This window comes from Flavivirga rizhaonensis, assembly GCF_004791695.1.
In the GTDB taxonomy this organism is placed as follows: Bacteria; Bacteroidota; Bacteroidia; order Flavobacteriales; family Flavobacteriaceae; genus Flavivirga; species Flavivirga rizhaonensis.
Genome location: NZ_SRSO01000043.1, coordinates 1 through 25119 on the forward strand (window position 1 = coordinate 1; position 25119 = coordinate 25119).

Sequence of the window (25119 nt, forward strand, 5' to 3'; positions counted from 1 at the left end):
ATTACCAACTTGATTGCTAGTTTAATTGCTTATTCTTTTCAAGAAAAGAAACCTGCTATCAAATTTGAAACATATAAGTCTGAACAATTAGCATTGTTTTTCTAAATCCTTAGCTCGAACTCAGGTTACAAATGTAAATAAGTCTCTTATTATAATTAACGGAAAAGAACGTAATAAAAAAGTACTAGACTCTATAATGTTGGCAGATGCAACTTCGATATCTTTTATGACGGGCAAAGAAAAAGAGGCTGAAAAATATGGTAAGAAAGCTAAAAATGGTATTATATTAATTAAAACAAGAAATAGAAAAAAGGCTCCTGATGCTGCATTTATTAAGCTTATAACTAAATATAATACTCATCTTTTTGTGATTGACGGTAAGATTTCTTCTGAACAAGAGGTTAAACGTTTAAATCCAAATAATGTTAAAGCTATAGATATTCTTAAAGGATCTGCAGCTATTGCAATTTATGGTAGTAGAGGTAAAAACGGTGCCATTTTATTTACATTAAAAAAGCTCTAATTAAAAGTAAGCATATTAATCGGCTTTCTCATGAGCCTCAATATCCTTTGTTAAGTCTAACTTTCTAAATGATGGTGACACCAAACCAGTTGTTATAACGGTTATTAATGTCATCGTACCTCCAAAAACGACGGCTGTAACAGTTCCCATATACTTGGCTGTTATACCACTTTCAAAAGCGCCCAATTCATTAGAAGACCCAACAAACATAGAGTTTACGGAAGATACACGTCCACGCATATTATCAGGTGTTTTAATTTGTAAAATAGTTTGTCTAATCACCATAGAAACGCCATCTGTCATACCGCTAAAGAATAGCGCCAATAGCGAAACCCAAAAGATAGACGATAAACCAAACACAATAATACAAACCCCAAAACCAAAAATAGCTGCTAGTAATTTCATACCAGCATTTTTACTTATTGGTATATATGCTGTGATTAACATTGTTATAAAAGCACCTACTGCAGGAGCTGCACGCAACACACCAAACCCCTCGCTACCTACCTTTAAAATATCCTGAGCAAAAACGGGTAATAAGGCAATAGCTCCTCCAAATAAAACAGCTACCATATCTAAAGTCATGGCACCTAATATCGCTTTTGTTTTAAATACAAATCGCACGCCTTCTTTAAGGCTTTGTATAACAGGTTCTCCTATTTTGGGATTTAAAACGGGTTTCTTTTTTATCTGTAATAAAATAATCAAAGACAGTAAGACCAACCCAAAAATAATACAAAGCGACCAATGTACACCTATCCATCCAATGGAAAGCCCTCCGAATGCAGGTCCCAAAACTCCAGCCATTTGCCAAGTAGAACTATTCCAAGTAGCAGCATTAGGGTATATTTTTTTAGGAACGATTAAAGCAACTAATGAAAAAATGGTCGGTCCGAAAAAGGAGCGTAAAAAACCTCCAAAAAACACCAAACCATAAATAGAATAAAGTATTGCTTTTGTTGTCCAATCTCCTACGACCTCATCCCAGGTCAATAAAAATAGCCCTAAACTGATTAATGAAAACGCAGCAATACAAGTGGCTAACAAATTTCGCTTTTCTTTCTGGTCTACAATATGACCTGCGAATAACGCCATGGTAAATGCTGGAATTATTTCCATAAGTCCAATAATTCCTAGAGAAAGCGGATCTTTCGTTATGCTATAAACCTGCCATTCAATAACAATAAATTGCATGGACCAGCCAAAAACTAATACAAAGCGCACCAATAAAAAGATATTGAATTCTTTAATTCGTAAGGCAGCATACGGGTCTTTTTTCGCCATGAAAAATTTAACTTTTATTAGTAAAACAAATTTAAATAGTCACTAAACGCATAAAGTCTACCCCTTTCAGCACCAGTTACTTCATCTATGATTTTTAAAAACTCCAAATCTCTTAAAAGCTTATATGCAGAAGCAGGAGATTTATCTATTACTAAGGCAACTGTTGTTGCATTTATTATAGGTTTAGTATATAAATAATCTATCAATAATTTTGCATCTGTACTTCTACCTTTTAATGTCTTAATCTTTTCATCAATAATTCTTTGAAGTTGTAAAATCCCATCAAATGTTTTAACACCTTTTTGCGCAGTTTCTATAATTCCTGTTAAAAAAAATTTAAGCCACTGTGATAAATCATTATGAGTTCTAACACGCATTAAATTATCATAATAAAGCATTCTATTTCTCTCAAAAAAATCAGATAAATATAAAATAGGTTGTTTTAAAATGCCTTTACTCACTAAATATAAGGTTATTAATAATCTACCAACCCTCCCATTTCCATCTAAAAAAGGATGAATAGTTTCAAATTGATAATGAATAATCGCTATTTTAAGTAAATCTGGTAATTGATTTAATTCATCATTCGCAAACTTTTCAATATCAGACATCAAATTATTTATTGAATTATAATTTGGAGGCACAAAAACAGCATCATCTATTGAAGCTCCGCCAATCCAATTTTGACTTGCCCTATATGCTCCAGGCAATTTATGTTCACCTCTTACCCCTTGCAAAAGAATCTTATGTGTCTGCTTTATTAGCCTTGAAGAAAACGGTAAAGTGTGTAACATCTTAACAGCTTCATTCATAGCTGAAATGTAATTTTGTATTTCTTCCCAATCATCTCTTTTCTCATAAGCAACATCTTCCTTACTTAAAAAAGCATCTTCTATATTTGTTTGAGCTCCTTCAATTTTAGACGATTGTGTAGCTTCTTTTGCAATATGCATGCTTACATATAAATCTAAATTGACATATTCTGAGTACATATCTAATCGCCCCAAATGTCTATCTGCTTTACTTAACAAAGCAAATATTTGCATATCAGTAATTACCCAATCTTTATTTATTAGATTAGGTTCAAAACTTTTATAATAACCTTGATTTATATTTTTTCCTGATTGAAAATTATTCATGTAAAATTAAAATAATCATCCTTGTTATTTTACAAAAGTATAAAAACCTAAAATAATTACTATCGTTATTTTAGTTTTTTGTTAAAATCTAAAATAATACTCTTTCTAATTTTAGTTTTCCACAATAAATTACGCTTTAATATCTCTCAACTTAAGCTGCAACGATACTTTTCCCTGCCATTCATTTTCATCTATAGAATACACTGCTCTAAAAGGTTTTTTGTCAGAAATCAGATCGAATTTATCACCCATACCAAAGCCAATACAAACAATACTACTTGCTCCTGGTTGTGTAGTTGTTAATCGTAAATGTGTTTTATCTGCTCCCACACACTTACCATAACCTGTATCTGTTAAATTTTCAGTCATAAAAATAGGTGCCATATTATTGGGGCCAAAAGGTGCAAACTGTTTTAAAACTCTATAAAACTTTGGAGTAATATGATCTAAATCAATTTCAATATCTGCTTTTATCTCAGGAACTAACAGGTTTTTATCAATGGTTTTGGCTACAACATCTTCAAAGGCTTGCTTAAAGGCTTCATAGTTTTCTTCTTTCAATGTTAAACCCGCAGCATATTTGTGTCCCCCGAATTGTTCAAGATGTTCACTACATGCCCATAAAGCATTGTAAACATCAAAATCTTTAACAGAACGTGCCGAAGCTGCTAATTTCTCACCACTTTTTGTAAATACCAAAGTTGGTCTATAATATGTTTCTGTTAATCTAGAAGCCACAATACCAATAACACCTTTATGCCAAGTTTCATCGTAAACAACAGTAGTAAACCGTTTCTGTTCTTTTTGTTCTTCAATTTGTTTAAGAGCTTCTTCTGTAATTCGTTTATCTGTTTCACGCCTGTCAAGATTATAATCATTAATTTCAGAAGCATATTTTGCCGCCAAATCTTCTTCTGTTTCAGTTAATAGAGCTACGGCATAATTACCGTGCTTCATACGACCAGCTGCATTAATTCTTGGTGCTACAATAAACACCACATCGGTAATTGTTAATTCTGTCTTTTCAACCTGACTCAAAATCGCTCTAATACCAGGTCGTGGATTTGTATTAATCACTAAAAGTCCATAATAAGCCAATACTCTGTTTTCCCCTGTTATGGGTACAATATCTGCACCAATGGCTGTTGCTACTAAATCTAAATACTCCGTTAAATCATCTAGTGTTTTTCCTTCTTTTTGTGCTAAAGCTTGGATTAATTTAAAACCTACACCACAACCACATAATTCTTTATAAGGGTAATTGCAGTCTTCTCGTTTAGGATCTAGAACGGCTGCAGCTTTAGGAATATCGTCTCCTGGTCTGTGATGATCACAAATAACAAAGTCAATCCCTTTCTCTTTAGCAAAGGCAACTTTTTCAATAGACTTTATTCCACAATCTAAAGCGATGATGAGTGTAAAGTCATTTTCTAAAGCAAAATTAACCCCCTTATAAGAGATCCCATAACCTTCATCATATCTATTTGGAATATAGGTATGAACTAAACTATATCGTGTTTTTAAATATGTAGACATTAAAGCAACCGAAGTGGTACCATCTACATCATAATCGCCATAAACTAAGATATTTTCATTATTAGCTATGGCCTTTTCAATACGAGCAACCGCTTTATCCATATCTTTCATTAAGTATGGATCGTGCAAATCATCCAAGCTTGGTCTGAAAAAAGATTTGGCTTGATCGTATGTTTCAATACCGCGCTGCAATAATAGTGTAGCCAATACAGAATCTATTTGAAGTGCTTTTTGCAACGCTTCAATTTTAGAAGTTTCTGGTTTAGGTTTTAACGTCCAACGCATAGATTTGATTGAACTTTTTATTTATTATGAAAATGAGTTTCTATACTTAATTCTGAAAATTTTCGGAACATTTCCATAACGCCACAATACTTTTCTATAGATAAATCAACGGCTTTTTGAAGTTTCTTTTCGTTTAAATCTGCTCCATAAAAATGAAAATGCATGGCTAATTTATCATAATATTTTGGATGTTCTTCGGTAAGATTCGCATCAATATCTATTTTAAAATCATCTACATTTAACTTCATTTTCTTTATTAAAGAAGCAACGTCCAAACCAGAACAACCAGCTAAAGCAGACAACATTAAAGCTTTAGGGCGATAGCCTTCACTTTTACCGCCATTTTCTTCACCCGCATCGATAAATAAATTATGCCCTGACGGATTCGTGCTTTCAAACTTCATGTCCCCCAACCAAGTTGTTGTTATGTGATTTGTCATTTTTATGAATTATTTTTTGTTACTTGCAACTCCAAAAATACTACTAAAAAATAAAAATATGCCTTTAGTTACACCTTTATCTGCTGATCATGACTCAGAAACCAGAAAACTTGCTGAATTCTTTAATGAAACCTTAGGTTTTTGTCCAAATTCTGTACTTACCATGCAACATCGCCCAGCCATAAGCAAAGCATTTATTAACCTAAATAAAGCCGTTATGGCTAATGAAGGCCGTGTAACTTCAGCTTTAAAAAGAATGATTGCTTGGGTAAGCAGTAACTCAACAGGTTGTAGGTATTGCCAAGCGCATGCTATTCGTGCTGCCGAACGTTATGGCGCAGAGCAAGAACAATTAGATAATATATGGGAATACCGTACACATCCTGCTTTTAGTGAAGCAGAACGTGCAGCTTTAGACTTCTCTTTACAGGCTTCACAAGTTCCAAATAATGTAGATGAAAACATAAAAAAACGATTATACGAGCATTGGAATGAAGGTGAAATTGTAGAAATGTTAGGTGTTATTTCCCTATTTGGATACTTAAACCGCTGGAACGATTCAATGGGAACCTCTATTGAAGAAGGTGCTGTTGAAAGTGGTGAAAAATACCTTGAAAAAAATGGTTGGGAAACAGGAAAACATAGATAGACATTTAATGACTATATTAAGTGTTTTTTAGTGTAGATAGTGCCTATTTACTCTACGGTCTATTGCTACAAAATAAACAATTTTAAATTAAAAGACTTGTTCATTAGCTAATTATTAGCTATGTTAGTGCCAACTTTTATAACCCCAAAATAATGAATTTACCTACAAAAACTACTAGGGTGTTGCTCTTTTGTGCACTCTTAAGTCTATTTAATTGCAATGAAAAAGCAAGTAAAAATAGCGATGAAGTCACGTATATTCCAAGAAACTCTTACTTTGTAGACAATCACCAAAGTGTAAAAGTTTATAGAGACAATATTTACAGAAAACCTATGAATGGTCATTTTATTGTTGGTGATAAAACAACCAAATGGGAAGAATTCCACATAGAAGATGGTATTTTACACGGCGATTATTATTTCTATCATAAAAATGGTGAGGTCTTTATGCATTCTATATATAAAAAAGGGAGGCTACATGGTCAAGAAAAAACGTTTTTCGCTTCTGGAAAAGTGAAAAAAGTCAATAATTATAAAAACGGTTTACTTGACGGAAAATCCATTTCTTATTTTGATAATGGCAAAACACTATCAGAATCAGAATTTAAAGAAAATAAGCCTATTGCTTCTGTAACTTTTAATGACAAGGGGGACATTGAATCTAAAATGTATATAGAAAATGGGCAAAGTATAACACAATCTATTAAAAATGGTAAAGTGTTTAAAGAACAAATAGCATCTAATTATGATGATTTTAAAGGTGTGAAGTTTTATAATGACGATAGCACTCTGGATATCTACTTACAGATGATAGATGAAGGTACAGAGACTTTTTTAGTTGAATTAAATGAAGAAGGTAAAGAAATAAAACGCATTAATTTTGCTACTAACCCAAGAGAAATCTCAAAATACAGAAAATATATAAGTAGTCTTTAATAAGGTATCTTTTATATTGACTAAAAGAGGCTGTCTAAAAAGTATCATTCTGAATATTACCGAGAAACAAAATATATTTTGTTTCGAAGGTATCAGCGAAGCTGTGAAGAGTCTCTTTAAAATATATGGCTCTGATTATGAGTGAAATAAGATTCTTTGCGTTGCTCTGAATGACAAGATTAACCACTTTTCAGACAGCCTCTTTATTATAAGTAAGTCTAAATCTAAATCAACTGCTTTACTCTTGCTCGCAACTCAGGCAAAACCTCAACATCAAACCAAGGATTTTTTGTTAACCAAAATCGGTTTCTAGGCGACGGATGTGGTAAGGGCAAATAGTTTTTTGGTAAATAGTCTTTATAATTTGCCACTGTATCTGTTAAGGTTTTCTTTGCTTTTTTTTTCAAATAATATTTCTGGGAATACATGCCTATTAAAATAACGAGCTCAATGTTTGGTAACTTATTTAATAATGGTTTATGCCATTGTGGAGCGCATTCTGGTCTTGGTGGTAAATCGCCTGTTTTTCCTTTTCCAGAATAACAAAAACCCATAGGAATTAGAGCAATTTTAGTTTCATCGTAAAACTGCTCATCGGTAACACCTAACCATTTTCGTAATTGCCTGCCACTTGGGTCATCCCAAGGAATACCCGTTTTATGAACACTTGTACCTGGAGCCTGACCAATAATAATGATTTTAGCGTCTGAATGTGCCGCTACAATAGGACGAGGGCCCAATGGCAAATGTTCTGAACATATTGCGCATTGTCTAATATCATAAAGCAAGTCATCCATTAAACAAAATTTATTTTTTACTTAGTGGCTCTCCATTAAAAGAAAGACCATCAAATCCAGTTTTAATAAAATTCCTAATGTTTTGATGGCTTACACCACTAGGATTATTTAGTACATCATCAAAATAAAACGTTCCAAAGCAGGCCAAGGTTTCTTCTTTTGTTAAATCTTGTGCTTTTGCAAAAGCAAATAATTTGCAAGAACCAGAATTCTCTCCGCTTCCATTTTGCAACGCACCATTTGTAAATGCTACTGGTGAGAAGTTATAATTTGCTTCAATAATGTCCATCGTTTCAGAAAATTCGATGTTTTTTAGCTCGTTTTTAAGTTTATTTTTAAATGCTTCAATAGTCATTACATTTTATTCTTACCACCAACAACAATTACAATTTCGCCTTTTGGTGGTTTATTAGTATAATATTCTAAAACCTCTTTTGTTGTTCCTCTAATAGTTTCTTCATAAAGCTTTGTGAGTTCTCTAGACACAGATACTTGCCGTTCTTCACCAAAATACTCGCAAAAATGACCAAGTGTTTTTACTAATTTATGTGGGCTTTCATAAAAAATAATGGTTCTAGTTTCTTCTGCTAGCAATAATAATCGTGTTTGTCGTCCCTTTTTAACAGGTAAAAAACCTTCAAATACAAACTTATCGTTTGGCAATCCTGAATTCACTAAAGCAGGCACAAAAGCCGTTGCCCCAGGAAGACAATCTACTTCAATATTATTTTCTATACAGGCTCGTGTCAATAAAAACCCTGGGTCTGAAATTGCAGGTGTTCCTGCATCACTAATCAATGCTATGGATGTCCCGCTTTTTAATTTTTGAACAACACTATTAACCGTCTTGTGTTCATTATGCATATGATGCGATTGCATATGCGTTGTAATTTCAAAATGTTTTAAAAGCTTTCCAGAGGTACGTGTATCTTCAGCAAGAATTAAATCAACTTCTTTTAAAACTTCAACAGCTCTAAAAGTAATATCTTTTAAATTTCCTATCGGTGTTGGTACTATATAGAGTTTGCTCATTAAGCTCTAATTTGTTTTCCTAAAAAATAAGACGGGAAAATTAGTAACAACCCATAAAGTGAAAATCCTAAAATGCCGTGTCCTGCATAATAATGTGCTGCTGTTGCCAATCCCATATCAAAGAAAAAACCAGCATAAGCCCATTCTGTTAACCAAGTAATTTTCCGCCATAAAATCATAACAATACCTAAAACTTTTAATATTGCTAATGGAATTACAATATAAGTTGGGTAATTAAAACTCTCGAAAAAGCTTTTAATCATTTCTGTACTCGTAAAATACATAGAAGCTGAATACGCCATCAATAAACACAGAAGTATTGTGCAGGTCCAGTATAAAATTTTGTTTATTTTCATTAAGTTATGGTCGAGAAGTTTTATTCAAACTTACTTTCAATAATTTGAATAAATCGCGTTTCAAACTCTTCTTTGCCAACCCAGTTGTTATAATCTGGTTTTATAATGTCTTCTATTAAAAGCTTAGCATCATCAAAAGTAATTGAGGTATTTAACTGAGATATTACACGATCATAATCTTCACTTTTACCATCAAATAAATGTTTTATAAAAGCTATTTTATCATTAAGCCCAATATTAAGCCCGCCAGTTTTTAATTTTTCATTTAAAGATCTTTTCTCATCTTTTTTTCCATTTCGTGATTTAGAAACAGGTTCAAAAACGGGTGTCTCTTTAAAACCTGAAGTAATTTCTTCTAGATCTGTTTTATGATACGGCTTAGAAATGGCTTCTTCAAAAATAGCATCAACTTCTTGAGTTTCATGGGGCATCTGCGCCACCATATCCTTAATTGTTTCTATAACAGGCTCCATAATATCATCATCTTCAACCTCATCAAGATTAATATAAATTTTATCTTCAATTTCAATATTATCACTAACCTTATTATTAAATGCTTTATCTAACATACCAAAAAAGGACGAGTCGCTCCCAATTGTTGGTATACCTTCTTCAAAATTCTCATGCGCAAACTTTAATACCGACAACGTTTCATAAAGTGCTGATACTTCTGCATGCATTTTAACAACATCTTCTTTCCCTTTTAATTTAAGAATTCTGTGTGCTATGCTAATGAGTTCCGACTCTAACTTCTTCTTCATTATTTATAATTTTTAAATTATTGCTATTTTGGCTTTTGATTTTAATAAATTTGCGTCACCTTTATACAAACGAATAATCGCTTTGTTTTAGTGCTAAAATTACGAAATGTTTCTCGAAAATACAGTAAATCATAAAGAACAATTTGGATGGATTGAAGTTATCTGTGGTTCCATGTTTTCTGGAAAAACAGAAGAATTAATCCGAAGACTTAAACGCGCGCAGTTTGCAAGACAAAAAGTAGAGATTTTTAAGCCTACTGTTGATGCGCGCTATAATGAAGAAATGGTTGTCTCGCATGATGCTAACGAAATTCGTTCAACACCTGTTCCTGCTGCAGCTAACATCCCTATTTTAGCAGACGGTTGTGATGTTATTGGTATTGACGAAGCACAATTTTTTGATGGTGAAATTGTACGGGTCTGTAACGATTTAGCCAATAAAGGTGTTCGGGTTATTGTTGCGGGTCTTGATATGGACTTTAAAGGAAATCCTTTTGGACCTATGCCATTTTTAATGGCAACAGCAGATTATGTCACAAAAGTACATGCCGTTTGTACTCGAACTGGTAATTTAGCTCAGTATAGTTACCGTAAAGCTAAAAGTGATAATTTAGTACTTCTTGGTGAAGTAGATGAATACGAACCCCTAAGTAGAGCCGCTTATTACAAAGCCATGATGCGTGATAAGGTTAGAAACATGAAAGTTAAAGATGCCGAAGAAGTGACTCCTAAATCTAAAAATTCAGATGCCTGAAGCGCGAGAAACCGTACTTGAAATTGATTTTAAAGCACTTAAACACAATTTCGAGTATCTAAAATCAGAACTCCTAAACAACACCAGATTTTTAGCAGTTGTTAAAGCTTTTGGCTATGGAAGTGATTCTTGTGAAATAGCTAATTATTTGCAAAAACTAGGAACTGACTACTTTGCTGTAGCATATATTAATGAAGGCGTAGCCTTGCGCAAAGCCGGTATTATAAAACCTATTTTGGTATTACACCCGCAAGCTGTAAATTTAAAAACATTAATAGCGTATTCCTTAGAACCTAGCTTATATAATGCAAAAATATTAAAGGAATTTATTACTATTGCTTCAGCAGAAAAACAAAATAATTATCCCATACACATAAAATTCAATACAGGTTTAAACCGTCTTGGTTTTCGGGAAAATGAAATCGATTATATTACCTCAGAAGTAGAAAAAACAGACGCTATAAAAATAGTATCTATCTTTTCTCACTTGGCTGCTAGCGAAGATTTAAATGAAAAAGAATTCACTTTAAATCAAATTGCAAATTTTAATACGATTTCTAAAAACCTAATTGACAAACTAACTTATCAACCTCTACTCCACATGTGCAACACTTCGGGTATATTAAATTACCCTGAAGCGCATTTTGATATGGTTAGAGCAGGTATAGGGCTTTATGGATTCGGAAATTCTGAGAAAGAAAACAAAAATCTAATCCCTATTGCAACCTTAAAAACAGTAATTTCTCAAATTCACAATATCGAAAAAGGAGAATCTGTTGGTTATAATAGAGCTTTTAAATCTAATTCATTTTTAAAAACAGCCACACTCCCTATTGGTCATGCAGACGGTATTGGTAGACAATATGGAAATGGCAAAGGTTTTGTAACCATAAGGGGACAACAAGCCCCTATTGTTGGAAATGTTTGTATGGATATGATTATGGTTAATGTATCCAACGTAGATTGCAAAGAGGGAGATGAAGTCATTATATTTGGGAAAGACATCACCGCAGAACAATTAGCAGATACCACAAACACAATCCCTTACGAACTAATAACATCTGTTTCTCAGCGTGTTAAACGTATTTTTTTGAAATAAGCGACTTAACAAATGTTTCTCTTTAAACTATTTTTATCTATTTTAGTACTCACTAACTAAAAATTTTAAAGATATGCTTAAAGAATTCAAAGATTTTGCAATGAAAGGCAACTTAGTCGACATTGCTGTCGGTTTTGTAATGGGTGCTGCTTTTAATAAAGTGGTCGCTTCATTTACTGGGGGTATCGTATCTCCATTAATCGGATTAATTTTCAATTCAGATTTCAAAGACTTAAAATATGTCATTAAAGAAGGCATTGCCAATGCCGATGGTGTTATAGAAGGCGAAGTATCTGTACTTTGGGGAGCTTTCTTAACGAATGTGATCGATTTTGTTATTGTGGCATTTGTTATGTTCATGATAGTTAAAAGTGTTAACAAAATGAAGAAAAAAGAAGAACCAGCTCCAGAAGCACCTAAAGGACCTTCGCAAGAAGATTTACTTGCTGAAATAAGAGACTTATTGAAAAAATAACTAATTGTTAAATAAATAACATCGTGTTATTTCTTGTTAAAAAGACCTCATTGCTAGAAAATGAGGTCTTTTTTTAGATTCTAAAATAGAATTAATACTTAGTTTTGCATCATAAAAAATTTATTAAATATTAAATAAAATGAAAGTAGCAGTTGTAGGAGCCACAGGTATGGTTGGCGAAGTGATGCTTAAAGTATTAGAGGAACGTAATTTTCCTATTACAGAATTATTGCTTGTAGCATCTGAACGTTCGGTTGGAAAAAAATTAACTTATAAAAATAACGAATATACTGTAATTGGTTTAGCCGATGCTGTCGCAGCAAAACCACAGATTGCTATTTTTTCTGCAGGTGGAGACACCTCTATAGAATGGGCTCCTAAATTTGCAGAAGCAGGTACTACGGTGGTTGATAATTCTTCAGCTTGGAGAATGGATCCAACCAAAAAACTAATAGTTCCTGAAATTAATGCCAGCGAACTCACTAAAGAAGATAAAATTATTGCCAATCCTAATTGCTCTACCATACAAATGGTTATGGCATTAGCGCCATTGCATGAAAAATATAAAATGAAACGTGTGGTCGTTTCTACATACCAATCTGTTTCTGGTACAGGTGTAAAAGCTGTAAAACAATTAGAAAACGAGATAGCTGGAATCGATGGTGAAATGGCATACCCTTATCCTATTGGAAGAAATGCATTACCACATTGTGATGTGTTTTTAGAAAACGGATACACTAAAGAAGAAATGAAATTAGCCAGAGAACCTCAAAAGATATTTAATGACAAAACATTTTCTGTATCTGCTACTGCGGTTCGTATTCCTACTGCAGGTGGGCATTCAGAATCTGTAAACGTTGAGTTTGAAAATGATTTCGATTTAGCCGATGTTCGTAAAATGCTTCATGAAACGCCTGGAGTTGTCGTACAGGATAATACAGATACGAATACCTATCCAATGCCTATTTATGCGCATGATAAGGACGAGGTTTTTGTAGGTAGAATTCGTAGAGACGAAACGCAACCAAACACTTTAAATATGTGGATAGTTGCTGATAATTTGCGTAAGGGTGCTGCAACAAATACCATTCAAATAGCAGAATATCTAGTTGAAAATGATTTAGTGTAGTATAGATTAATCTTAGTGATACAATAAAAACTCCTATATGTTTATATAGGGGTTTTTTTGTTTATTTTTGATACAATCAAAAAATCATTTCATCATGAAAAAACTAATGATTAGTCTTTTAGCCGTTATAATTATAATGAGTTGTAAAAAAGAAAACGAACAGAAAAAAACTATTATTGTGAACTATCCTGAAACCAAAACCGTAGACACCCTAGATACATATTTTGGTATTGAAATAAAAGACCCATACCGTTGGCTTGAAGACGATAGAAGCCCAGAAACTGAAGCCTGGGTAAAAGCTCAAAACAAATCGACTTATAGCTATTTAGACAATATTCCATTTAGAAAAGAACTTAAAGAACGTCTTTCCAGTTTATGGAATTACGAAAAAATAGGCGCTCCTTTTATAGAAGGCGATTATACTTATTTTTATAAAAATGATGGCTTACAGAATCAATACGTTATCCATAGAAAAAAAGAACATAGTGAAAAATCTGAAGTTTTTTTAGACCCAAATACTTTTTCTGAAGATGGCACCATATCTTTAGGAGGTGCAAGTTTTTCTGAAGATGGTAGTATCCTAGCATATTCTATTTCTGAAGGCGGTAGTGATTGGAGAAAGATTCTTATCATGAATACTGAAACCAAAGAAATTGTAGAGGATACACTAATAGATGTAAAATTCACCCAAATATCATGGTATAAAAATGAAGGCTTCTATTATTCCAGCTATGATAAGCCTGAAGGCAGTGAGCTTTCTGCAAAAACAGATCAACATAAAGTATACTATCATAAATTAGGAACATCGCAAAAAGAGGATGCTCTAATTTACGGAGGTACTCCAAAAGAGAAACACCGCTACATATATGCTAATGTTACCGAAGATAATAAGTATTTAGTAATTACACCTCGTGTTTCCACATCCGGAAACAAATTATACATAAAAGATCTTACTATTCCTAATAGTAAACTAATTACTGTTTTAGATCATACAGACAGTGACACATATATCATTGAAAATGAAGGCAGCAAGCTGTTTTTGGTTACAAATCTTAATGCTCCAAATAAAAAAATAGTTACTGTTGATGCCTCCAACCCTACGCCAGAAAATTGGGTAGATCTGATTCCGGAAACCAAGCATGTTTTAAACCCATCAACAAGCGGAGGTTACTTCTTTACTGAATATATGATTGATGCTATTTCTAAAGTGATGCAATATGACTATAGCGGTAAATTAATTAGAGATATTAAACTTCCTGGTGTTGGAAACGCAAATGGTTTTGGTAGTAAAAAAGAAGAAAAAGTAGACTATTATTCCTTTACAAACTACAATACCCCTTCCAGTATTTATAAATTGAATATTGATACAGGCGAATCTGAATTGTATTGGAAGCCTTCTATAGAATTTAATAGTGATGATTATGAGAGTAATCAAGTGTTCTATACATCAAAAGACGGAACCAAAGTTCCTATGATAATTACGCATAAAAAGGGCATGGCTTTAGATGGTAAAAACCCAACCATACTTTATGGTTATGGTGGATTCAATATTAGTTTGAATCCTGCGTTTAGCATTACCAATGCTGTTTGGATGGAACAGGGAGGTATTTTAGCCGTTCCGAATCTTCGTGGTGGTGGCGAATATGGTAAAGCATGGCATGATGCAGGAACTAAACTACAAAAGCAAAATGTATTTGATGACTTTATTGCCGCTGGCGAATACCTAATAGAAAACAAGTATACATCTTCTGATTATTTAGCTATAAGAGGAGGTTCTAATGGGGGGTTGTTAGTTGGGGCAACCATGACTCAACGACCAGATTTAGCCAAAGTCGCATTGCCTGCCGTGGGTGTACTAGATATGCTGCGATACCACACTTTTACTGCTGGGGCAGGCTGGGCTTATGATTATGGAACGGCAGAACAGAGCAAAGACATGTTCGAATACTTAAAAGGTTATTCACCAGTACATAATGTTAAAGCAGGCGTAGAATACCCAGCAACATTAGTAACTACAGGTGATCATGATGATCGTGTGGTGCCTGCACACAGTTTTAAATTCGCTGCCGAATTACAAAGCAAGCAAACTGGTAATAACCCAACCTTAATACGTATTGAAACCGATGCTGGTCATGGGGCCGGAACACCTGTTAGCAAAACCATAGATCAATATGCTGATATTTTTGGTTTTACATTATTCAATATGGGCTTTGAAGTGCTGCCAACTAAAACAAAAGAGAAAGTAAAAGGTTAAAATGATTCGTCTACATATAATCCTGTTTTTTAATTATAAGCATTTTTTCTTGCCCCTTATTATTAAGTAGAAGATAACCGTAATCATAACATAAATAATAGGTTCCTGTTTTTGTTTTAAAAACATTTGTAAAGTAGTTAAAATTGAATCCCAAACTTTTAATTAGAGATGTTCTAATGGTTGTCTTACCTTCTGGGCTTAAGCTTGATAATATACTTCTATTTTTACGAAGTATTCCGTTGATTTCTAAAATGTAATATTCGTGAGGAGGTTTATTTTTATTATGAAAAGTTGCCCTACAATGACTATCACAAAACTTTTTATCTGTTCTTCCTATTAGTTCTTTGCTACATGACAAACAAAATTTATGCTGCATTATATTTCTTCTTATGCGTATATATACGTTTTTAATTGTTTAAAAATACGATTATTGTTTTAATTCACCTCATTTTTGTATGTATTCGCTTAACAAATGAAAGATTCAGACTGTCAATATAGATTTTCCAAAGAGTATCTTCATGCTATAAAAGCATTGGAAGAGGCACTAATTTTAAAAAACTACAGTAACCATACTAAAAAAACATACATTCACATGTTTAACATGTTCTTAAAGTTTGTTTATCCAAAGCCTTTATATAAGATTGGTAATTCTATAATCACAAATTATCATATCAATTTAATCCAAAAACAGCATCGATCTGTTTCATATCAAAATCAAAGTATTAACGCCATCAAGTTTTATTTAGAAACTGTAGTGAAACATCCAAAATCTTATTACGATTTAAAACGACCTAAAAAAGTAGCTTCATTGCCAAAGGTACTCTCGCTGGATGAAGTAGCTAAAATACTTAACACTACCCATAATATTAAACACAAGGCAATACTTTCTATTATTTATGGAGCTGGATTAAGAATTTCTGAGTGTGTACATCTCAAGGTTGCTGATATAGACTCTGCGCAAATGCGAATTATAGTTAGACAAGGAAAAGGTAAAAAAGACCGTTATAGTTTACTTTCAAAAAAGTTACTCTCACTTTTAAGGTCATATTATAAAATATACACTCCAGAACAATGGCTTTTTGAAGGTCCTAAAGGTACTCCATACAGTGTTAGTAGTATTCGCAAAATATTTTATCGTTCAAAGCATAAGGCAGGAATTATTAAACCTGCTACTGTACATACTTTAAGGCATTCGTTCGCAACCCATTTGCTGGAGTCTGGAGTTAATTTACGCTATATTCAACAACTGTTGGGACATAGTTCCAGTAAAACTACAGAAATCTACACACATGTAAGTACATCACATTTAAACAGTATTACAAGTCCACTAGATTTGTTATAGGAAATACATTTCAAAATAACTACATTTGAAAGTGAAATAAACGCCATAAAGTGCGTTTATATAATTGTTGTACACAATTTGAGAAAACGCATTTTTAAATATGGAATTTTAGTTTTAATTGGTGGATTTTTACTCTACCGATTTCTTCCGATTGGAGATTATTGTGGCGGATTTGTGGCTCTTGCTAATTATGTGTTATTTGGTGGACTTTTAATATTATCTTTTTTAATTATTACGATTATTGATTTAATCAAATTGTGGAAAAAGAAACAAAAATTTGACTTCATTCCTTTATTAATAGTATTGTCTATTGGAATTCTCTTTTACTTTCAAAATGGTTTGGAAAATGAAAAATTCTGGACTGAAAAAACACTTTCTGGAAGAATTGAAATTGAATCAACGCCAAAAAGCGGATTATTAAGATTGTATGAAAACGGAACTTTTGGAGCAACTTTGTATAGTGCAGATTACAGTTGTACTTTTCAAGGAAAATATGAACTGACTGACAACGTACTTAACCTTAAAAGAAAAGATTTAGCGGAATTAACAGAAGACGTTTTTACAACTGCATATATAATCGAAAAAAAGAACAAGTCAATTAAACCGATTGACAATAAATTCGGAGCGATTGAAATAATAGAATAAAAAACTGTGTACAACAACGTATAAAATTAATTGCTTGGTACGAGCCTACTTACGAAAATCCTCGCGGATTTTCTATTCGGTTTGTATTTGCTAAATTCGTTGCTTAACCACGCAACTAATCTTATACAAAACCGTTAGGCACAAGCTAAAAAAATCATATGACGATAGATAAACCTTGGATATCAGGACCTAGAGAATTATTAGTTCACGGAATTCAACACTTAGACTTGAATTCAGGTTTTGATTATCGAATAGCAATGATTTCTATTGATAATTCAGTTGAGTTAATGATTAAAACTTATCTAGGACTTCCAAAAAGAATTACTAGAATTGAAGGAATAACAAGAAAAAAATATGAAGAAATAACATCGACATTTCCAAATCTTCTTGACGGAGTAGAAGAATTTGCATCAGATAAGCTAAACGGAATTGAATTGGGAGATATTGAATGGTTTCATAGATTAAGGAATCAATTATATCACGATGGAAATGGAATTACTGTAGAAAAGGAAAAAGTGGAAGCTTATGCAGAAATTGCGAAAATTTTATTTGAGAACTTATTTGGAATCGAAATAGAAGAAAGTGGCAACGAAAATTTACGCCATAGTTTAGTCGGAGAATTCATTAAAGAATGGACAAATATTGAGAAATTAAGCCAACCTAAAGATACAACGAAGCGAATGTTACCACTTCAAAGATTTCGTGAAATGGCAGAAAATGGAGAATTAACAAAATATCAAATACAGAAACTGGATGAAATTAGGAAGTTTCGAAATAATCTAGTTCACGGAATGACATCGCCAACTGAATCTGAATTAAATAGTGCTTTGAATGAATTGAAAGAAATAATCAAAACATTGGAAAAAGCCAGTGCCTAACACGGTATAAAAAACATAGGGCATTTGTGCTAAATCGAAAATTCTGTGAATATTAACTAAGTCCGCTAAATATAAAATTTGGCGTTTATAGTAGAAAAGATAAAAGCAAAATATTTATATTTAGCTAAGTAATAAATCGAAACGAAAGTGCTTATCACCTGCCCTACGTTTCTTATACTGAACGTTGGCAGTAATTAAACACTCATACCTTTAACAAAAAATGAATTGGATTTTAAAAGCTAAACATTGGCAGATTTTTCTATTATTATTTCCTTTTATAATATTGGCTTCGATTGATTTTCAAGGTGATTTAGGAAATTTATATTGGATTAACCTAATCGGATTTAGTGCAATACTAATTTGGTTGTTTCTTCTGACAAACGAACTGATTAAAATAGTTCCGAAAGAATACGGATTAAAAATTAATCTTTATTATGTAAATGCAATTCTATTTTTCGTTGTTTACTTTTCTGCAATGTATTTGAATGATGGAAACGACGTAAATTTTAGCGGAATTTATGCTCTAATCGGATTTTATATATTTTATGCTTTTCTGCAATCATTCGGATTTGCAGGTAGAATTATAAAATCAATGGAATTAAATCGGAAATCAAAAAAACGTGAAAGTATTGGATATTTCTTTCTATTTGTCTTTTTACCAATCGGAATTTGGTTCTTGCAACCGAAAATAAATAAACTGACTAAAAATATAGCGGAAGAAAAAATAACTACTGCCAACACCGTATAAAAATAATTGCTACATTGTGCTTAATCAAAGGTCGTTGCAATTTTGTTACGTCTGATTTTCCTTCGGAAAATCCTCGCACACAAAACCGCAACTATTCTTATACAAACACGTTGGCAGTAATATAGAGCGATGAACGAAAAAGAAACATTTGAACTTATAACAAACAGAATTTTATCTATTCAAGAAAACAAAAGAAAACCAGTCCGAATTGCAATAAACGGAATTGAAGGAACTGGAAAAACTGTAATGGCTGAAAAACTAACTGAATATCTAAATTCAGAAAACATAAAAGCCATCCAAGTTTCAATCGATGGATTTCATTTCAACAAAGAAGTACGATATAAACAAGGTCGTGATTCTGCGAAAGGATATTATGAAGATTCATATGACGAAATAGCATTTGTGGAAAAAGTATTAAAATCATCTCAAACTGAATTTCCGAAATATACAATCGCTACGCACGATTTAGAAACGGATGAATATTTGAATATAGAACCAATAGAACTGGAAAAGAACACGGTTTTAGTTACTGATGGAGCATATTTGTTTAAACCAAATTATAGAAATCATTGGGATTTAAAAATTTATCTAAAAACAAGTTTCGAAATTGCAATGAGAAGAGGAATTGAAAGAGATAAAAACTCATTCGGAGGAATTGAATTAACGAAAGAAAAATACGAAAAGCGTTATCACAAATCTTCGAGAATGTATTTGAACGAAAACGAGCCTGAAAAAATTGCTGATATTATAATTGACAACTCTGATTTTAATAATCTAAAAATAATAAAAAATACTACTGCCAACAACGTATAAAATTAATTGCTTGCTTCTAGCCTACTAACGAAAGTCCTCGCGGACTTTCTATCTGTGATTTATTTGCTAATTTTAGTGCTTAAACCACGTAACTAATCTTATACAAAACTATTGTAAAACATTTGACCAAAAATGAGAATACCGATTTTAATATTGACTTTTTTACTATCAAGTATCGGATTTGCTCAAGATAATATCAATCCAAAAGAATTAATTGGATTTGGATGTTATTTTGGCGGAACAAGTTCGGACGTTGTGAATGATGTAACTTTTGACTTGAACGATAATAAGTACAAAAAGATAATTAAGAAACTAAAATCAAAAAATCCAGCGGAAAGATATTTAGCAGTAATAGTTGCGGAACGATTAGCGGAACTGAATAAATATGAATTAACGGAAATTGACAAAGGATTAATAAAAAAAGCATACGAATCGAGCGATTTAGTTTCTGTTTGTTCAGGATGCACATATTTTGACCGAATCGGGTTGAAAAAACTTCTCTCAAAAGAGAAAGAAAATTTTATGTGGACTTATGCTGAATTCTGGTTAGAACAATATATTAAAAAATGAATTCACCAATAAACATTCATAGTTCAAATAAGAAAATTGAATTACCTGTTGGAATTTACAGTGTCAAAGTTCTTGGTGGTTGGGGAGTTGAAGTTGGTGATTTTTCGTTTGATTTAAAAAATGCCGATAATGGGGAAATCATAAAACCAAAAGGAACTCAATGGCGAATTCAGTCCTTTGCTTTTAAAAAACGAGCGAAAAAGATTTTTACTCTTGACATTGGAAAAAGAGGAAACTTTGTAATTGAATTTAAAAACCAATCAGATTTAAAAGTAAAACGGTCGAATTTATTTTTAACGAGATTATTTGAAAGTGAATTACCAAACGAGAATTTGGAAATTTGTATCGGCTGAATAAAAAAACGTTTTACAACACCGTGTCCTATGAAAAGCACTAGCCAAGTTTCTCAAAGTTAATATTTTATTTTTTTACTTAAACCACTTTTTTTCTTTTTAATATAACTTGCTCGGCATCCTATTTGTGATCGATTCTTGATCGTCACCAGCATCTGTATGATTATAAGTTATAATAACCTGGCCACTTGCTATAAATATGTGATACTAAGAATTCAGTTCACCCACGTTGTTTTGTGATACAGGTTTGACTACTTTTATTGTGAGCTTTGTTATCTGTCATTATCTATTCCAATACACCTATGGTATAAGGTGTCTCCGTTTTTATCACTGCTAAGGTTCTACCAAGCAACTTCCTGGCCACTTTTATTATTATACTCTTTGCGTTCTTTCCTTGATGCTTGCGATAATATGCCTGCATCACTGGATCTGCTCGTATGGCCTGCCAAGAGGCTTCCACAAAGTAGGAACGTATCAAGCGATGGGCGCGCATAGTAATTCCCATAGTCTTATAGTTACCGCCACTTTGATAAACCCCAGGGGCCAGACCTACATAGCCTGCCAAATGCTTCACATTGTTAAAACGACGTAAATCTCCCAGCTCACTTATAATACCACAGGCAACTATACCTCCTATCTCAGGAATACTCCGTAATAAGTAATAATCTTTCTTATGATAAGTTCTACAATACCAACGGATTTGGGTGGATACATCTCGAAGTTCTTTATCTACAAACCTGAAAAAGCGCATTCTACTTTCTAGGGCAGCCTTGGCCGTTGGATGTTTAAAAACCATAGCATCCAACCATTTTCTATATCCATGGCTCCAATGGTCATTATCAAACTCTACAGGCTCCTTTATACCAAAATATAACAATTGCATTTTAATATAGCTCTTGATCCGACGTAAGTCCTTGACCAGATCATTACGCCTACGAAATAAACTGCGAAGCTCCTCGCGCTCTACTGAGGGCACTGTAATACTTTCTAAACGCCCATCTTTAAGTTCGCGGCTTATTAATTGTGCATCAATACGATCAGTTTTGGTATGTCTTTCTTTTCCCTTGCGATGTATATCTGACGGATTAACTACTAAAGAATCCCATCCGTAACTCTTAAAACAACGATGCGCATAATAGCCACAACAGCCCGCTTCATAAGCAACCCGTACGTCATGATCTGGAAAATGCTTCTCTACATAAACCCTTAACTGATCAGCGATAGGTGACATACTGAAAGACTTTCCTGAAAATAGATCTGTACTACAGTGAACCTTCCAACTTCGCTTGTGTATGTCAATTCCTATATATAATTTTGAGACGGCAGTAATTTGAGTTTTCATATCTTAAATAGTTTATGGTGAACTTTAAAGATACTCGACTTACTGCTTTTTCATCGATGCTATAAGTAATTGCTTGGTTCTGGTCTACTCGGAATTTCCTTCGGAAATTCCTCTGGCTCGTGAATGTTTGCTAAATTAGTTGCTAAAACACGCAACTAACCATACACAAACTGTTGTATGCCATTGAGGAGAACCCGACTGCATTAGATTTACGATCTTGACTTCCTTCTAGTTGGATACATAACTTGTTGTTTTTTGAACTGACCGATTTCCTCTCTTAACGTTTGATTGATATTGTGAATCAAATCATTTTGAAACTTCATAATTCCCAATAAATCGTGCATAGCATTTAAATTTTCTAATTGTTTATAAACAATCTCTTCTAAATCGGCTTTGGTATATCTTTTGCTCATGGTTATATGTTTTTAATATTCAAAAAAAACTTTAATCGGTTTATTTAATGCTTTTAAAGCATAACAAAGATATTTAATTGAATACCATAAAGCATAAAATAATACTAAGAGCATTTAAAATGAAGTCATTACATTTGACTTTCAATGATATTAATTCATTATGGACAAGGAAGTTTACAACCGTATAAAGGCTGTTTTGGCTGAACAAGGAAAAACCAACAATTGGTTGGCTGACCAATTAGAAATGAATAGAACTACTGTTTCTAAATGGTGCAGGAATGAGATGCAACCAAGAGTAGAAACCTTATTTCAAATTGCTAAAGTACTGGACGTTGATGTGAGAGAACTATTGATATCAACAATTAAGAAATAAAACGGCATACAACAAGGTAAAAATTGAAATACAGACAATTAATTATAGTAACACTAATTTTGACTCTACAAGTTAGGGCTCAAAATAATAACTTCCATATCAAATACGAAAACCCTACCAGCCAGCTTGGTTTGGGACTTTTAATACTTGATTACTACAATTTGCCGATTATAGAGATTTACAATGATAAAAACCTTATAGATAAATTTATTGATTGGGATTCGAATAAACCAGATGTGGATATTTATCCAAAATTTTATGAACTTGATTATGGACATTGTGATTTTGTATTGTTGGAGTCTACGAAAACATATCACAAGATTTTAGTCGGACTGAATAAAGTTAAATATGTTAAAAATTCAAAACATTGGAATTTCATTTCTTGGACTGAACTCATAACAAACTCTTTTGGAGTAACAAGAAAAAGGAATTCAAGAGAATCAAATAAACTACGAATCTCAAAATCTGATAATTCCAAAGAAATTCCTATTGAACTTAAAACACATGAAAACTTTTGTGTCAATCAGCTTAAAGATAATTGGGTTAATGTAAAATACGATTGTATTTATGCGACTGATCAATATATAGATTATGAAGGAGAACCTTGCTCAAACTACATTGATAAGTGCCCTGACAACAAAACTGGTTGGATAATGTGGAAAAAAGATGGAGAACTTCTTATTCAGATTTATCTAAGACCATAAAAAAACGGCATACAACAAGGTATAAAATTAATTGCTAGTACTCGCCTACTTACGAAAATCCTTGCGGATTTTCTATTCGGTGTGTATTTGCTAAATTAGCTGCTTAATCAACGCAACTAATCTTATACTAAACGTTAGCGGTAATTTGAAAATTGAACTAAATTTGGATTTTTTACCAATTTTTGGTAAATTTGATTAAAAGAAAGATAATGAAAAATACATCCATATCACTCGGAAATTATTTTGACCAGTTTGTACAAACTCAAGTTTCTGCTGGTCGATACAAAAACGTTAGCGAAGTTATAAGAGCTGGACTTAGAATGTTGGAGAATGAAGAAAGTAAAGTAATCGCATTGAGAAATGCTATACAAGAAGGATTGAATAGTCCTTTAGTTGAAGACTTTGACTTTGATGAAAATCTGAAAAAACTAAAAGCAGAAAAAAGAAAGAATGGCTAAAGTTATACTTAGAGAAGAAGCCATTAATGACTTAAATAGAATTTGGGACTACACTTTCGCAAAATGGTCTGAAAAACAAGCCGACAAATATTATGCAACAGTTAAAATGGCTTGTAATGGAATTGGAGAAAGTCCTGATATTGGAAAAGAATATGACGGAATAAGCAAAAACTTACTCGGACTAAAATCTGGAAAGCATATAATATTTTATCAGCAAATATCTAGTGATAGAATTGAAATCATAAGAATTTTACACGAGCGAATGGATTTGAAAAATAGGATAACTGAATAAAAACTACACCCAACATTGCTAAAAATAATTGCTTGGTAAGTGCATACCTGGAAAATTCCTATGGAATTTTCCAACGTCAGTTTTATTTGTTTAACTTAACAGCTTAACCACGCAACTATTCTTATACGTAACCGTTGTAGGTAATTTAAGAAAAACGGAACTAATGAAAAAAACACTATACTTTTTAATCGGAATTTTAGTTTTGAGTTGTGTAAATAAACCTGACTCACAAAAAAAATCTGATTTAGCTGTAAATTCGGAATTGAAATCAATTGAAATAAAATATTCTGACTCAAGAGAAAAAACTATTGAGAATCTTAAAAAGATATGGGAATGTAAAAATCCTTTAATTGCCAAAAGTGAGACTAATTTTAATGGGAAAATATAGAATGACATTACCTTAATGATTACTGAATTTAAGCCTGTTGATTCTGAAAAAAAGGAAAGAAATATTAAATTAACCTCTGACTTAATTAAAAAGGATATTTTAAATTATAAAGAGTTTTCGGAATTAAAAATTATTACAAGTTACACGACATCAGAAGGAGAAAGAAGAACTTCTAGTAAGACTATAAAAACAACTGAATTATAAAAACCCACCTACAACACAGTATCCTATGAAAAGCACTAGCCAAGTTCTTCAAAGTTAATATTTATTTTTCAATTATCTCATAATGATGATTTTGAGATGTTGAATTGTTGATAATTCCGATAGGATTATCAATAATTCAACACTATAT

The 25119-nt window shown here is 32.5% G+C and carries 33 protein-coding genes and 1 pseudogene; 22 read left to right on the plus strand and 12 right to left on the minus strand.

Annotated features, from left to right (window positions below; all coding sequences use genetic code 11):
• Both EM932_RS21520 and EM932_RS19560 read left to right on the plus strand, forming a co-directional pair.
• Positions 1-105, plus strand: a pseudogene (locus EM932_RS21520) (IS982 family transposase); the annotation flags it as partial.
• Between the two features lie 121 nt (positions 106-226).
• Positions 227-523 carry a TonB-dependent receptor plug domain-containing protein gene (locus EM932_RS19560; protein ID WP_170179855.1) on the plus strand — a complete coding sequence of 99 codons (297 nt, stop codon included), beginning with the start codon at positions 227-229 and terminating at the stop codon, positions 521-523.
• A gap of 15 nt (positions 524-538) precedes the next feature.
• Here the strand turns inward: EM932_RS19560 and EM932_RS19565 are convergent, their stop codons facing one another.
• The 4 genes from EM932_RS19565 to EM932_RS19580 all read right to left on the minus strand — a co-directional run bounded on the left by EM932_RS19565 (position 539) and on the right by EM932_RS19580 (position 5207).
• Positions 539-1807 carry an MFS transporter gene (locus tag EM932_RS19565; RefSeq protein ID WP_135878898.1) on the minus strand — a complete coding sequence of 423 codons (1269 nt, stop codon included), beginning with the start codon at positions 1805-1807 and terminating at the stop codon, positions 539-541.
• A 17-nt stretch (positions 1808-1824) separates the two neighbouring features.
• On the minus strand, positions 1825-2946 hold the full coding sequence (locus tag EM932_RS19570) for a Fic family protein (RefSeq protein ID WP_135878899.1): 1122 nt from the start codon (positions 2944-2946) through the stop codon (positions 1825-1827).
• Between the two features lie 129 nt (positions 2947-3075).
• Positions 3076-4767 (minus strand): single-stranded-DNA-specific exonuclease RecJ, encoded by a 1692-nt coding sequence (gene recJ / locus EM932_RS19575; RefSeq protein ID WP_135878900.1) that lies wholly within the window; start codon positions 4765-4767, stop codon positions 3076-3078.
• Positions 4768-4784: 17 nt separating this feature from the next.
• Entirely contained in the window at positions 4785-5207 is a 423-nt protein-coding gene (locus EM932_RS19580; RefSeq protein WP_135878901.1) for an OsmC family protein, read from the minus strand.
• Positions 5208-5265: 58 nt separating this feature from the next.
• On the opposite strand from EM932_RS19580, the gene EM932_RS19585 reads away from it, so the two are divergent.
• Both EM932_RS19585 and EM932_RS19590 read left to right on the plus strand, forming a co-directional pair.
• Complete coding sequence (locus EM932_RS19585) at positions 5266-5856, plus strand: carboxymuconolactone decarboxylase family protein (RefSeq protein ID WP_135878902.1); 591 nt, start codon at positions 5266-5268, stop codon at positions 5854-5856.
• Between the two features lie 152 nt (positions 5857-6008).
• Positions 6009-6791, plus strand: a complete 783-nt coding sequence (locus EM932_RS19590) for a toxin-antitoxin system YwqK family antitoxin (protein ID WP_135878903.1) — start codon at positions 6009-6011, stop codon at positions 6789-6791.
• A gap of 224 nt (positions 6792-7015) precedes the next feature.
• Here EM932_RS19590 and EM932_RS19595 read toward each other — a convergent pair whose 3' ends face one another.
• Genes EM932_RS19595 through EM932_RS19615 form a run of 5 tightly spaced genes read right to left on the minus strand, consistent with a single transcriptional unit; the run spans position 7016 to position 9737 of the window.
• Entirely contained in the window at positions 7016-7588 is a 573-nt protein-coding gene (locus EM932_RS19595; RefSeq protein ID WP_135878904.1) for a uracil-DNA glycosylase family protein, read from the minus strand.
• 10 nt (positions 7589-7598) lie between these two features.
• On the minus strand, positions 7599-7943 hold the full coding sequence (locus EM932_RS19600) for a HopJ type III effector protein (RefSeq protein ID WP_135878905.1): 345 nt from the start codon (positions 7941-7943) through the stop codon (positions 7599-7601).
• Positions 7943-8620, minus strand: coding sequence for a 16S rRNA (cytidine(1402)-2'-O)-methyltransferase (gene rsmI / locus EM932_RS19605; protein ID WP_135878906.1), 678 nt, complete (start codon positions 8618-8620; stop codon positions 7943-7945). The genes EM932_RS19600 and rsmI overlap by 1 nt, the downstream gene beginning before the upstream one ends.
• Positions 8620-8976: a DoxX family protein gene (locus EM932_RS19610; protein ID WP_135878907.1), complete on the minus strand. Its 357-nt coding sequence runs from the start codon at positions 8974-8976 to the stop codon at positions 8620-8622. The genes rsmI and EM932_RS19610 overlap by 1 nt, the downstream gene beginning before the upstream one ends.
• Positions 8977-8996: 20 nt before the next feature.
• Positions 8997-9737 (minus strand): hypothetical protein, encoded by a 741-nt coding sequence (locus EM932_RS19615; protein ID WP_135878908.1) that lies wholly within the window; start codon positions 9735-9737, stop codon positions 8997-8999.
• A gap of 106 nt (positions 9738-9843) precedes the next feature.
• Between EM932_RS19615 and EM932_RS19620 the strand changes: the two genes are divergently transcribed.
• From EM932_RS19620 to EM932_RS19640, 5 genes are all read left to right on the plus strand, one after another.
• Entirely contained in the window at positions 9844-10491 is a 648-nt protein-coding gene (locus EM932_RS19620; RefSeq protein WP_135878909.1) for a thymidine kinase, read from the plus strand.
• The gene (alr, locus tag EM932_RS19625; RefSeq protein WP_135878910.1) at positions 10484-11590 is read left to right on the plus strand and encodes an alanine racemase; all 1107 of its coding nucleotides are present in this window, start codon (positions 10484-10486) and stop codon (positions 11588-11590) included. The genes EM932_RS19620 and alr overlap by 8 nt, the downstream gene beginning before the upstream one ends.
• A gap of 73 nt (positions 11591-11663) precedes the next feature.
• Complete coding sequence (gene mscL / locus EM932_RS19630; protein WP_135878911.1) at positions 11664-12065, plus strand: large-conductance mechanosensitive channel protein MscL; 402 nt, start codon at positions 11664-11666, stop codon at positions 12063-12065.
• A gap of 139 nt (positions 12066-12204) precedes the next feature.
• On the plus strand, positions 12205-13194 hold the full coding sequence (locus tag EM932_RS19635) for an aspartate-semialdehyde dehydrogenase (RefSeq protein ID WP_135878912.1): 990 nt from the start codon (positions 12205-12207) through the stop codon (positions 13192-13194).
• Positions 13195-13288: 94 nt separating this feature from the next.
• Entirely contained in the window at positions 13289-15448 is a 2160-nt protein-coding gene (locus EM932_RS19640) for a prolyl oligopeptidase family serine peptidase (RefSeq protein WP_135878913.1), read from the plus strand.
• Between the two features lie 10 nt (positions 15449-15458).
• Here EM932_RS19640 and EM932_RS19645 read toward each other — a convergent pair whose 3' ends face one another.
• Positions 15459-15824, minus strand: coding sequence for a hypothetical protein (locus tag EM932_RS19645; RefSeq protein WP_135878914.1), 366 nt, complete (start codon positions 15822-15824; stop codon positions 15459-15461).
• Positions 15825-15920: 96 nt separating this feature from the next.
• Here EM932_RS19645 and EM932_RS19650 point away from each other — a divergent pair, with 96 nt between their 5' ends.
• The 7 genes from EM932_RS19650 (at position 15921) to EM932_RS19680 (ending at position 20797) form a co-directional block, all read left to right on the plus strand.
• Positions 15921-16790 (plus strand): tyrosine-type recombinase/integrase, encoded by an 870-nt coding sequence (locus EM932_RS19650; protein ID WP_135878915.1) that lies wholly within the window; start codon positions 15921-15923, stop codon positions 16788-16790.
• Positions 16791-16868: 78 nt separating this feature from the next.
• Positions 16869-17435, plus strand: a complete 567-nt coding sequence (locus EM932_RS19655) for a hypothetical protein (RefSeq protein WP_135878916.1) — start codon at positions 16869-16871, stop codon at positions 17433-17435.
• 158 nt (positions 17436-17593) lie between these two features.
• On the plus strand, positions 17594-18313 hold the full coding sequence (locus tag EM932_RS19660; protein WP_135878917.1) for a hypothetical protein: 720 nt from the start codon (positions 17594-17596) through the stop codon (positions 18311-18313).
• 220 nt (positions 18314-18533) lie between these two features.
• Positions 18534-19061 carry a hypothetical protein gene (locus tag EM932_RS19665; RefSeq protein WP_135878918.1) on the plus strand — a complete coding sequence of 176 codons (528 nt, stop codon included), beginning with the start codon at positions 18534-18536 and terminating at the stop codon, positions 19059-19061.
• A 129-nt stretch (positions 19062-19190) separates the two neighbouring features.
• Complete coding sequence (locus EM932_RS19670; protein ID WP_135878919.1) at positions 19191-19874, plus strand: nucleoside/nucleotide kinase family protein; 684 nt, start codon at positions 19191-19193, stop codon at positions 19872-19874.
• Positions 19875-20006: 132 nt separating this feature from the next.
• Positions 20007-20444, plus strand: a complete 438-nt coding sequence (locus EM932_RS19675) for a hypothetical protein (RefSeq protein WP_135878920.1) — start codon at positions 20007-20009, stop codon at positions 20442-20444.
• Positions 20441-20797: a hypothetical protein gene (locus EM932_RS19680; protein ID WP_135878921.1), complete on the plus strand. Its 357-nt coding sequence runs from the start codon at positions 20441-20443 to the stop codon at positions 20795-20797. Before EM932_RS19675 ends, EM932_RS19680 begins: the two co-directional genes overlap by 4 nt.
• Before the next feature lie 286 nt (positions 20798-21083).
• On the opposite strand, the gene EM932_RS19685 is transcribed toward EM932_RS19680, so the two are convergent.
• Entirely contained in the window at positions 21084-22139 is a 1056-nt protein-coding gene (locus EM932_RS19685; protein WP_135878922.1) for an IS110 family RNA-guided transposase, read from the minus strand.
• Positions 22140-22348: 209 nt separating this feature from the next.
• On the minus strand, positions 22349-22552 hold the full coding sequence (locus tag EM932_RS19690) for a hypothetical protein (protein WP_135878923.1): 204 nt from the start codon (positions 22550-22552) through the stop codon (positions 22349-22351).
• A gap of 160 nt (positions 22553-22712) precedes the next feature.
• Here EM932_RS19690 and EM932_RS19695 point away from each other — a divergent pair, with 160 nt between their 5' ends.
• The 6 genes from EM932_RS19695 (at position 22713) to EM932_RS19720 (ending at position 24971) form a co-directional block, all read left to right on the plus strand.
• Positions 22713-22925, plus strand: a complete 213-nt coding sequence (locus EM932_RS19695) for a helix-turn-helix transcriptional regulator (RefSeq protein WP_135878924.1) — start codon at positions 22713-22715, stop codon at positions 22923-22925.
• A 59-nt stretch (positions 22926-22984) separates the two neighbouring features.
• Positions 22985-23629, plus strand: a complete 645-nt coding sequence (locus tag EM932_RS19700; RefSeq protein WP_211344328.1) for a hypothetical protein — start codon at positions 22985-22987, stop codon at positions 23627-23629.
• 209 nt (positions 23630-23838) lie between these two features.
• Positions 23839-24087 (plus strand): type II toxin-antitoxin system ParD family antitoxin, encoded by a 249-nt coding sequence (locus EM932_RS19705; RefSeq protein ID WP_121062760.1) that lies wholly within the window; start codon positions 23839-23841, stop codon positions 24085-24087.
• Positions 24080-24379, plus strand: coding sequence for a type II toxin-antitoxin system RelE/ParE family toxin (locus EM932_RS19710; protein WP_135878926.1), 300 nt, complete (start codon positions 24080-24082; stop codon positions 24377-24379). Before EM932_RS19705 ends, EM932_RS19710 begins: the two co-directional genes overlap by 8 nt.
• A 163-nt stretch (positions 24380-24542) precedes the next feature.
• Positions 24543-24767 (plus strand): hypothetical protein, encoded by a 225-nt coding sequence (locus tag EM932_RS19715; protein WP_135878927.1) that lies wholly within the window; start codon positions 24543-24545, stop codon positions 24765-24767.
• A gap of 15 nt (positions 24768-24782) precedes the next feature.
• A complete protein-coding gene (locus tag EM932_RS19720) occupies positions 24783-24971 on the plus strand; it encodes a hypothetical protein (protein ID WP_135878928.1) in 189 nt (62 codons plus the stop codon).
• Positions 24972-25119: the final 148 nt, after the last annotated feature.

What these genes read in the sequence shown, in the direction of transcription:
- EM932_RS19650 (WP_135878915.1), top strand. Translation starts at nt 15,921, where the DNA reads ATGAAAGATTCAGACTGTCAATATAGATTTTCCAAAGAGTATCTTCAT.
- EM932_RS19675 (WP_135878920.1), top strand. Translation starts at nt 20,007, where the DNA reads ATGAGAATACCGATTTTAATATTGACTTTTTTACTATCAAGTATCGGA.
- EM932_RS19580 (WP_135878901.1), bottom strand. Translation starts at nt 5,207, where the DNA reads ATGACAAATCACATAACAACAACTTGGTTGGGGGACATGAAGTTTGAA.
- EM932_RS19635 (WP_135878912.1), top strand. Translation starts at nt 12,205, where the DNA reads ATGAAAGTAGCAGTTGTAGGAGCCACAGGTATGGTTGGCGAAGTGATG.
- EM932_RS19595 (WP_135878904.1), bottom strand. Translation starts at nt 7,588, where the DNA reads ATGGATGACTTGCTTTATGATATTAGACAATGCGCAATATGTTCAGAA.
- EM932_RS19640 (WP_135878913.1), top strand. Translation starts at nt 13,289, where the DNA reads ATGAAAAAACTAATGATTAGTCTTTTAGCCGTTATAATTATAATGAGT.
- EM932_RS19665 (WP_135878918.1), top strand. Translation starts at nt 18,534, where the DNA reads ATGAATTGGATTTTAAAAGCTAAACATTGGCAGATTTTTCTATTATTA.
- EM932_RS19695 (WP_135878924.1), top strand. Translation starts at nt 22,713, where the DNA reads ATGGACAAGGAAGTTTACAACCGTATAAAGGCTGTTTTGGCTGAACAA.
- rsmI (WP_135878906.1), bottom strand. Translation starts at nt 8,620, where the DNA reads ATGAGCAAACTCTATATAGTACCAACACCGATAGGAAATTTAAAAGAT.
- mscL (WP_135878911.1), top strand. Translation starts at nt 11,664, where the DNA reads ATGCTTAAAGAATTCAAAGATTTTGCAATGAAAGGCAACTTAGTCGAC.
- EM932_RS19685 (WP_135878922.1), bottom strand. Translation starts at nt 22,139, where the DNA reads ATGAAAACTCAAATTACTGCCGTCTCAAAATTATATATAGGAATTGAC.
- EM932_RS19615 (WP_135878908.1), bottom strand. Translation starts at nt 9,737, where the DNA reads ATGAAGAAGAAGTTAGAGTCGGAACTCATTAGCATAGCACACAGAATT.
- EM932_RS19565 (WP_135878898.1), bottom strand. Translation starts at nt 1,807, where the DNA reads ATGGCGAAAAAAGACCCGTATGCTGCCTTACGAATTAAAGAATTCAAT.
- EM932_RS19645 (WP_135878914.1), bottom strand. Translation starts at nt 15,824, where the DNA reads ATGCAGCATAAATTTTGTTTGTCATGTAGCAAAGAACTAATAGGAAGA.
- EM932_RS19570 (WP_135878899.1), bottom strand. Translation starts at nt 2,946, where the DNA reads ATGAATAATTTTCAATCAGGAAAAAATATAAATCAAGGTTATTATAAA.
- EM932_RS19660 (WP_135878917.1), top strand. Translation starts at nt 17,594, where the DNA reads ATGACGATAGATAAACCTTGGATATCAGGACCTAGAGAATTATTAGTT.
- EM932_RS19600 (WP_135878905.1), bottom strand. Translation starts at nt 7,943, where the DNA reads ATGACTATTGAAGCATTTAAAAATAAACTTAAAAACGAGCTAAAAAAC.
- EM932_RS19560 (WP_170179855.1), top strand. Translation starts at nt 227, where the DNA reads ATGACGGGCAAAGAAAAAGAGGCTGAAAAATATGGTAAGAAAGCTAAA.
- EM932_RS19590 (WP_135878903.1), top strand. Translation starts at nt 6,009, where the DNA reads ATGAATTTACCTACAAAAACTACTAGGGTGTTGCTCTTTTGTGCACTC.
- recJ (WP_135878900.1), bottom strand. Translation starts at nt 4,767, where the DNA reads ATGCGTTGGACGTTAAAACCTAAACCAGAAACTTCTAAAATTGAAGCG.
- EM932_RS19705 (WP_121062760.1), top strand. Translation starts at nt 23,839, where the DNA reads ATGAAAAATACATCCATATCACTCGGAAATTATTTTGACCAGTTTGTA.
- EM932_RS19620 (WP_135878909.1), top strand. Translation starts at nt 9,844, where the DNA reads ATGTTTCTCGAAAATACAGTAAATCATAAAGAACAATTTGGATGGATT.
- EM932_RS19680 (WP_135878921.1), top strand. Translation starts at nt 20,441, where the DNA reads ATGAATTCACCAATAAACATTCATAGTTCAAATAAGAAAATTGAATTA.
- EM932_RS19710 (WP_135878926.1), top strand. Translation starts at nt 24,080, where the DNA reads ATGGCTAAAGTTATACTTAGAGAAGAAGCCATTAATGACTTAAATAGA.
- EM932_RS19585 (WP_135878902.1), top strand. Translation starts at nt 5,266, where the DNA reads ATGCCTTTAGTTACACCTTTATCTGCTGATCATGACTCAGAAACCAGA.
- EM932_RS19720 (WP_135878928.1), top strand. Translation starts at nt 24,783, where the DNA reads ATGATTACTGAATTTAAGCCTGTTGATTCTGAAAAAAAGGAAAGAAAT.
- EM932_RS19610 (WP_135878907.1), bottom strand. Translation starts at nt 8,976, where the DNA reads ATGAAAATAAACAAAATTTTATACTGGACCTGCACAATACTTCTGTGT.
- EM932_RS19715 (WP_135878927.1), top strand. Translation starts at nt 24,543, where the DNA reads ATGAAAAAAACACTATACTTTTTAATCGGAATTTTAGTTTTGAGTTGT.
- EM932_RS19670 (WP_135878919.1), top strand. Translation starts at nt 19,191, where the DNA reads ATGAACGAAAAAGAAACATTTGAACTTATAACAAACAGAATTTTATCT.
- alr (WP_135878910.1), top strand. Translation starts at nt 10,484, where the DNA reads ATGCCTGAAGCGCGAGAAACCGTACTTGAAATTGATTTTAAAGCACTT.
- EM932_RS19690 (WP_135878923.1), bottom strand. Translation starts at nt 22,552, where the DNA reads ATGAGCAAAAGATATACCAAAGCCGATTTAGAAGAGATTGTTTATAAA.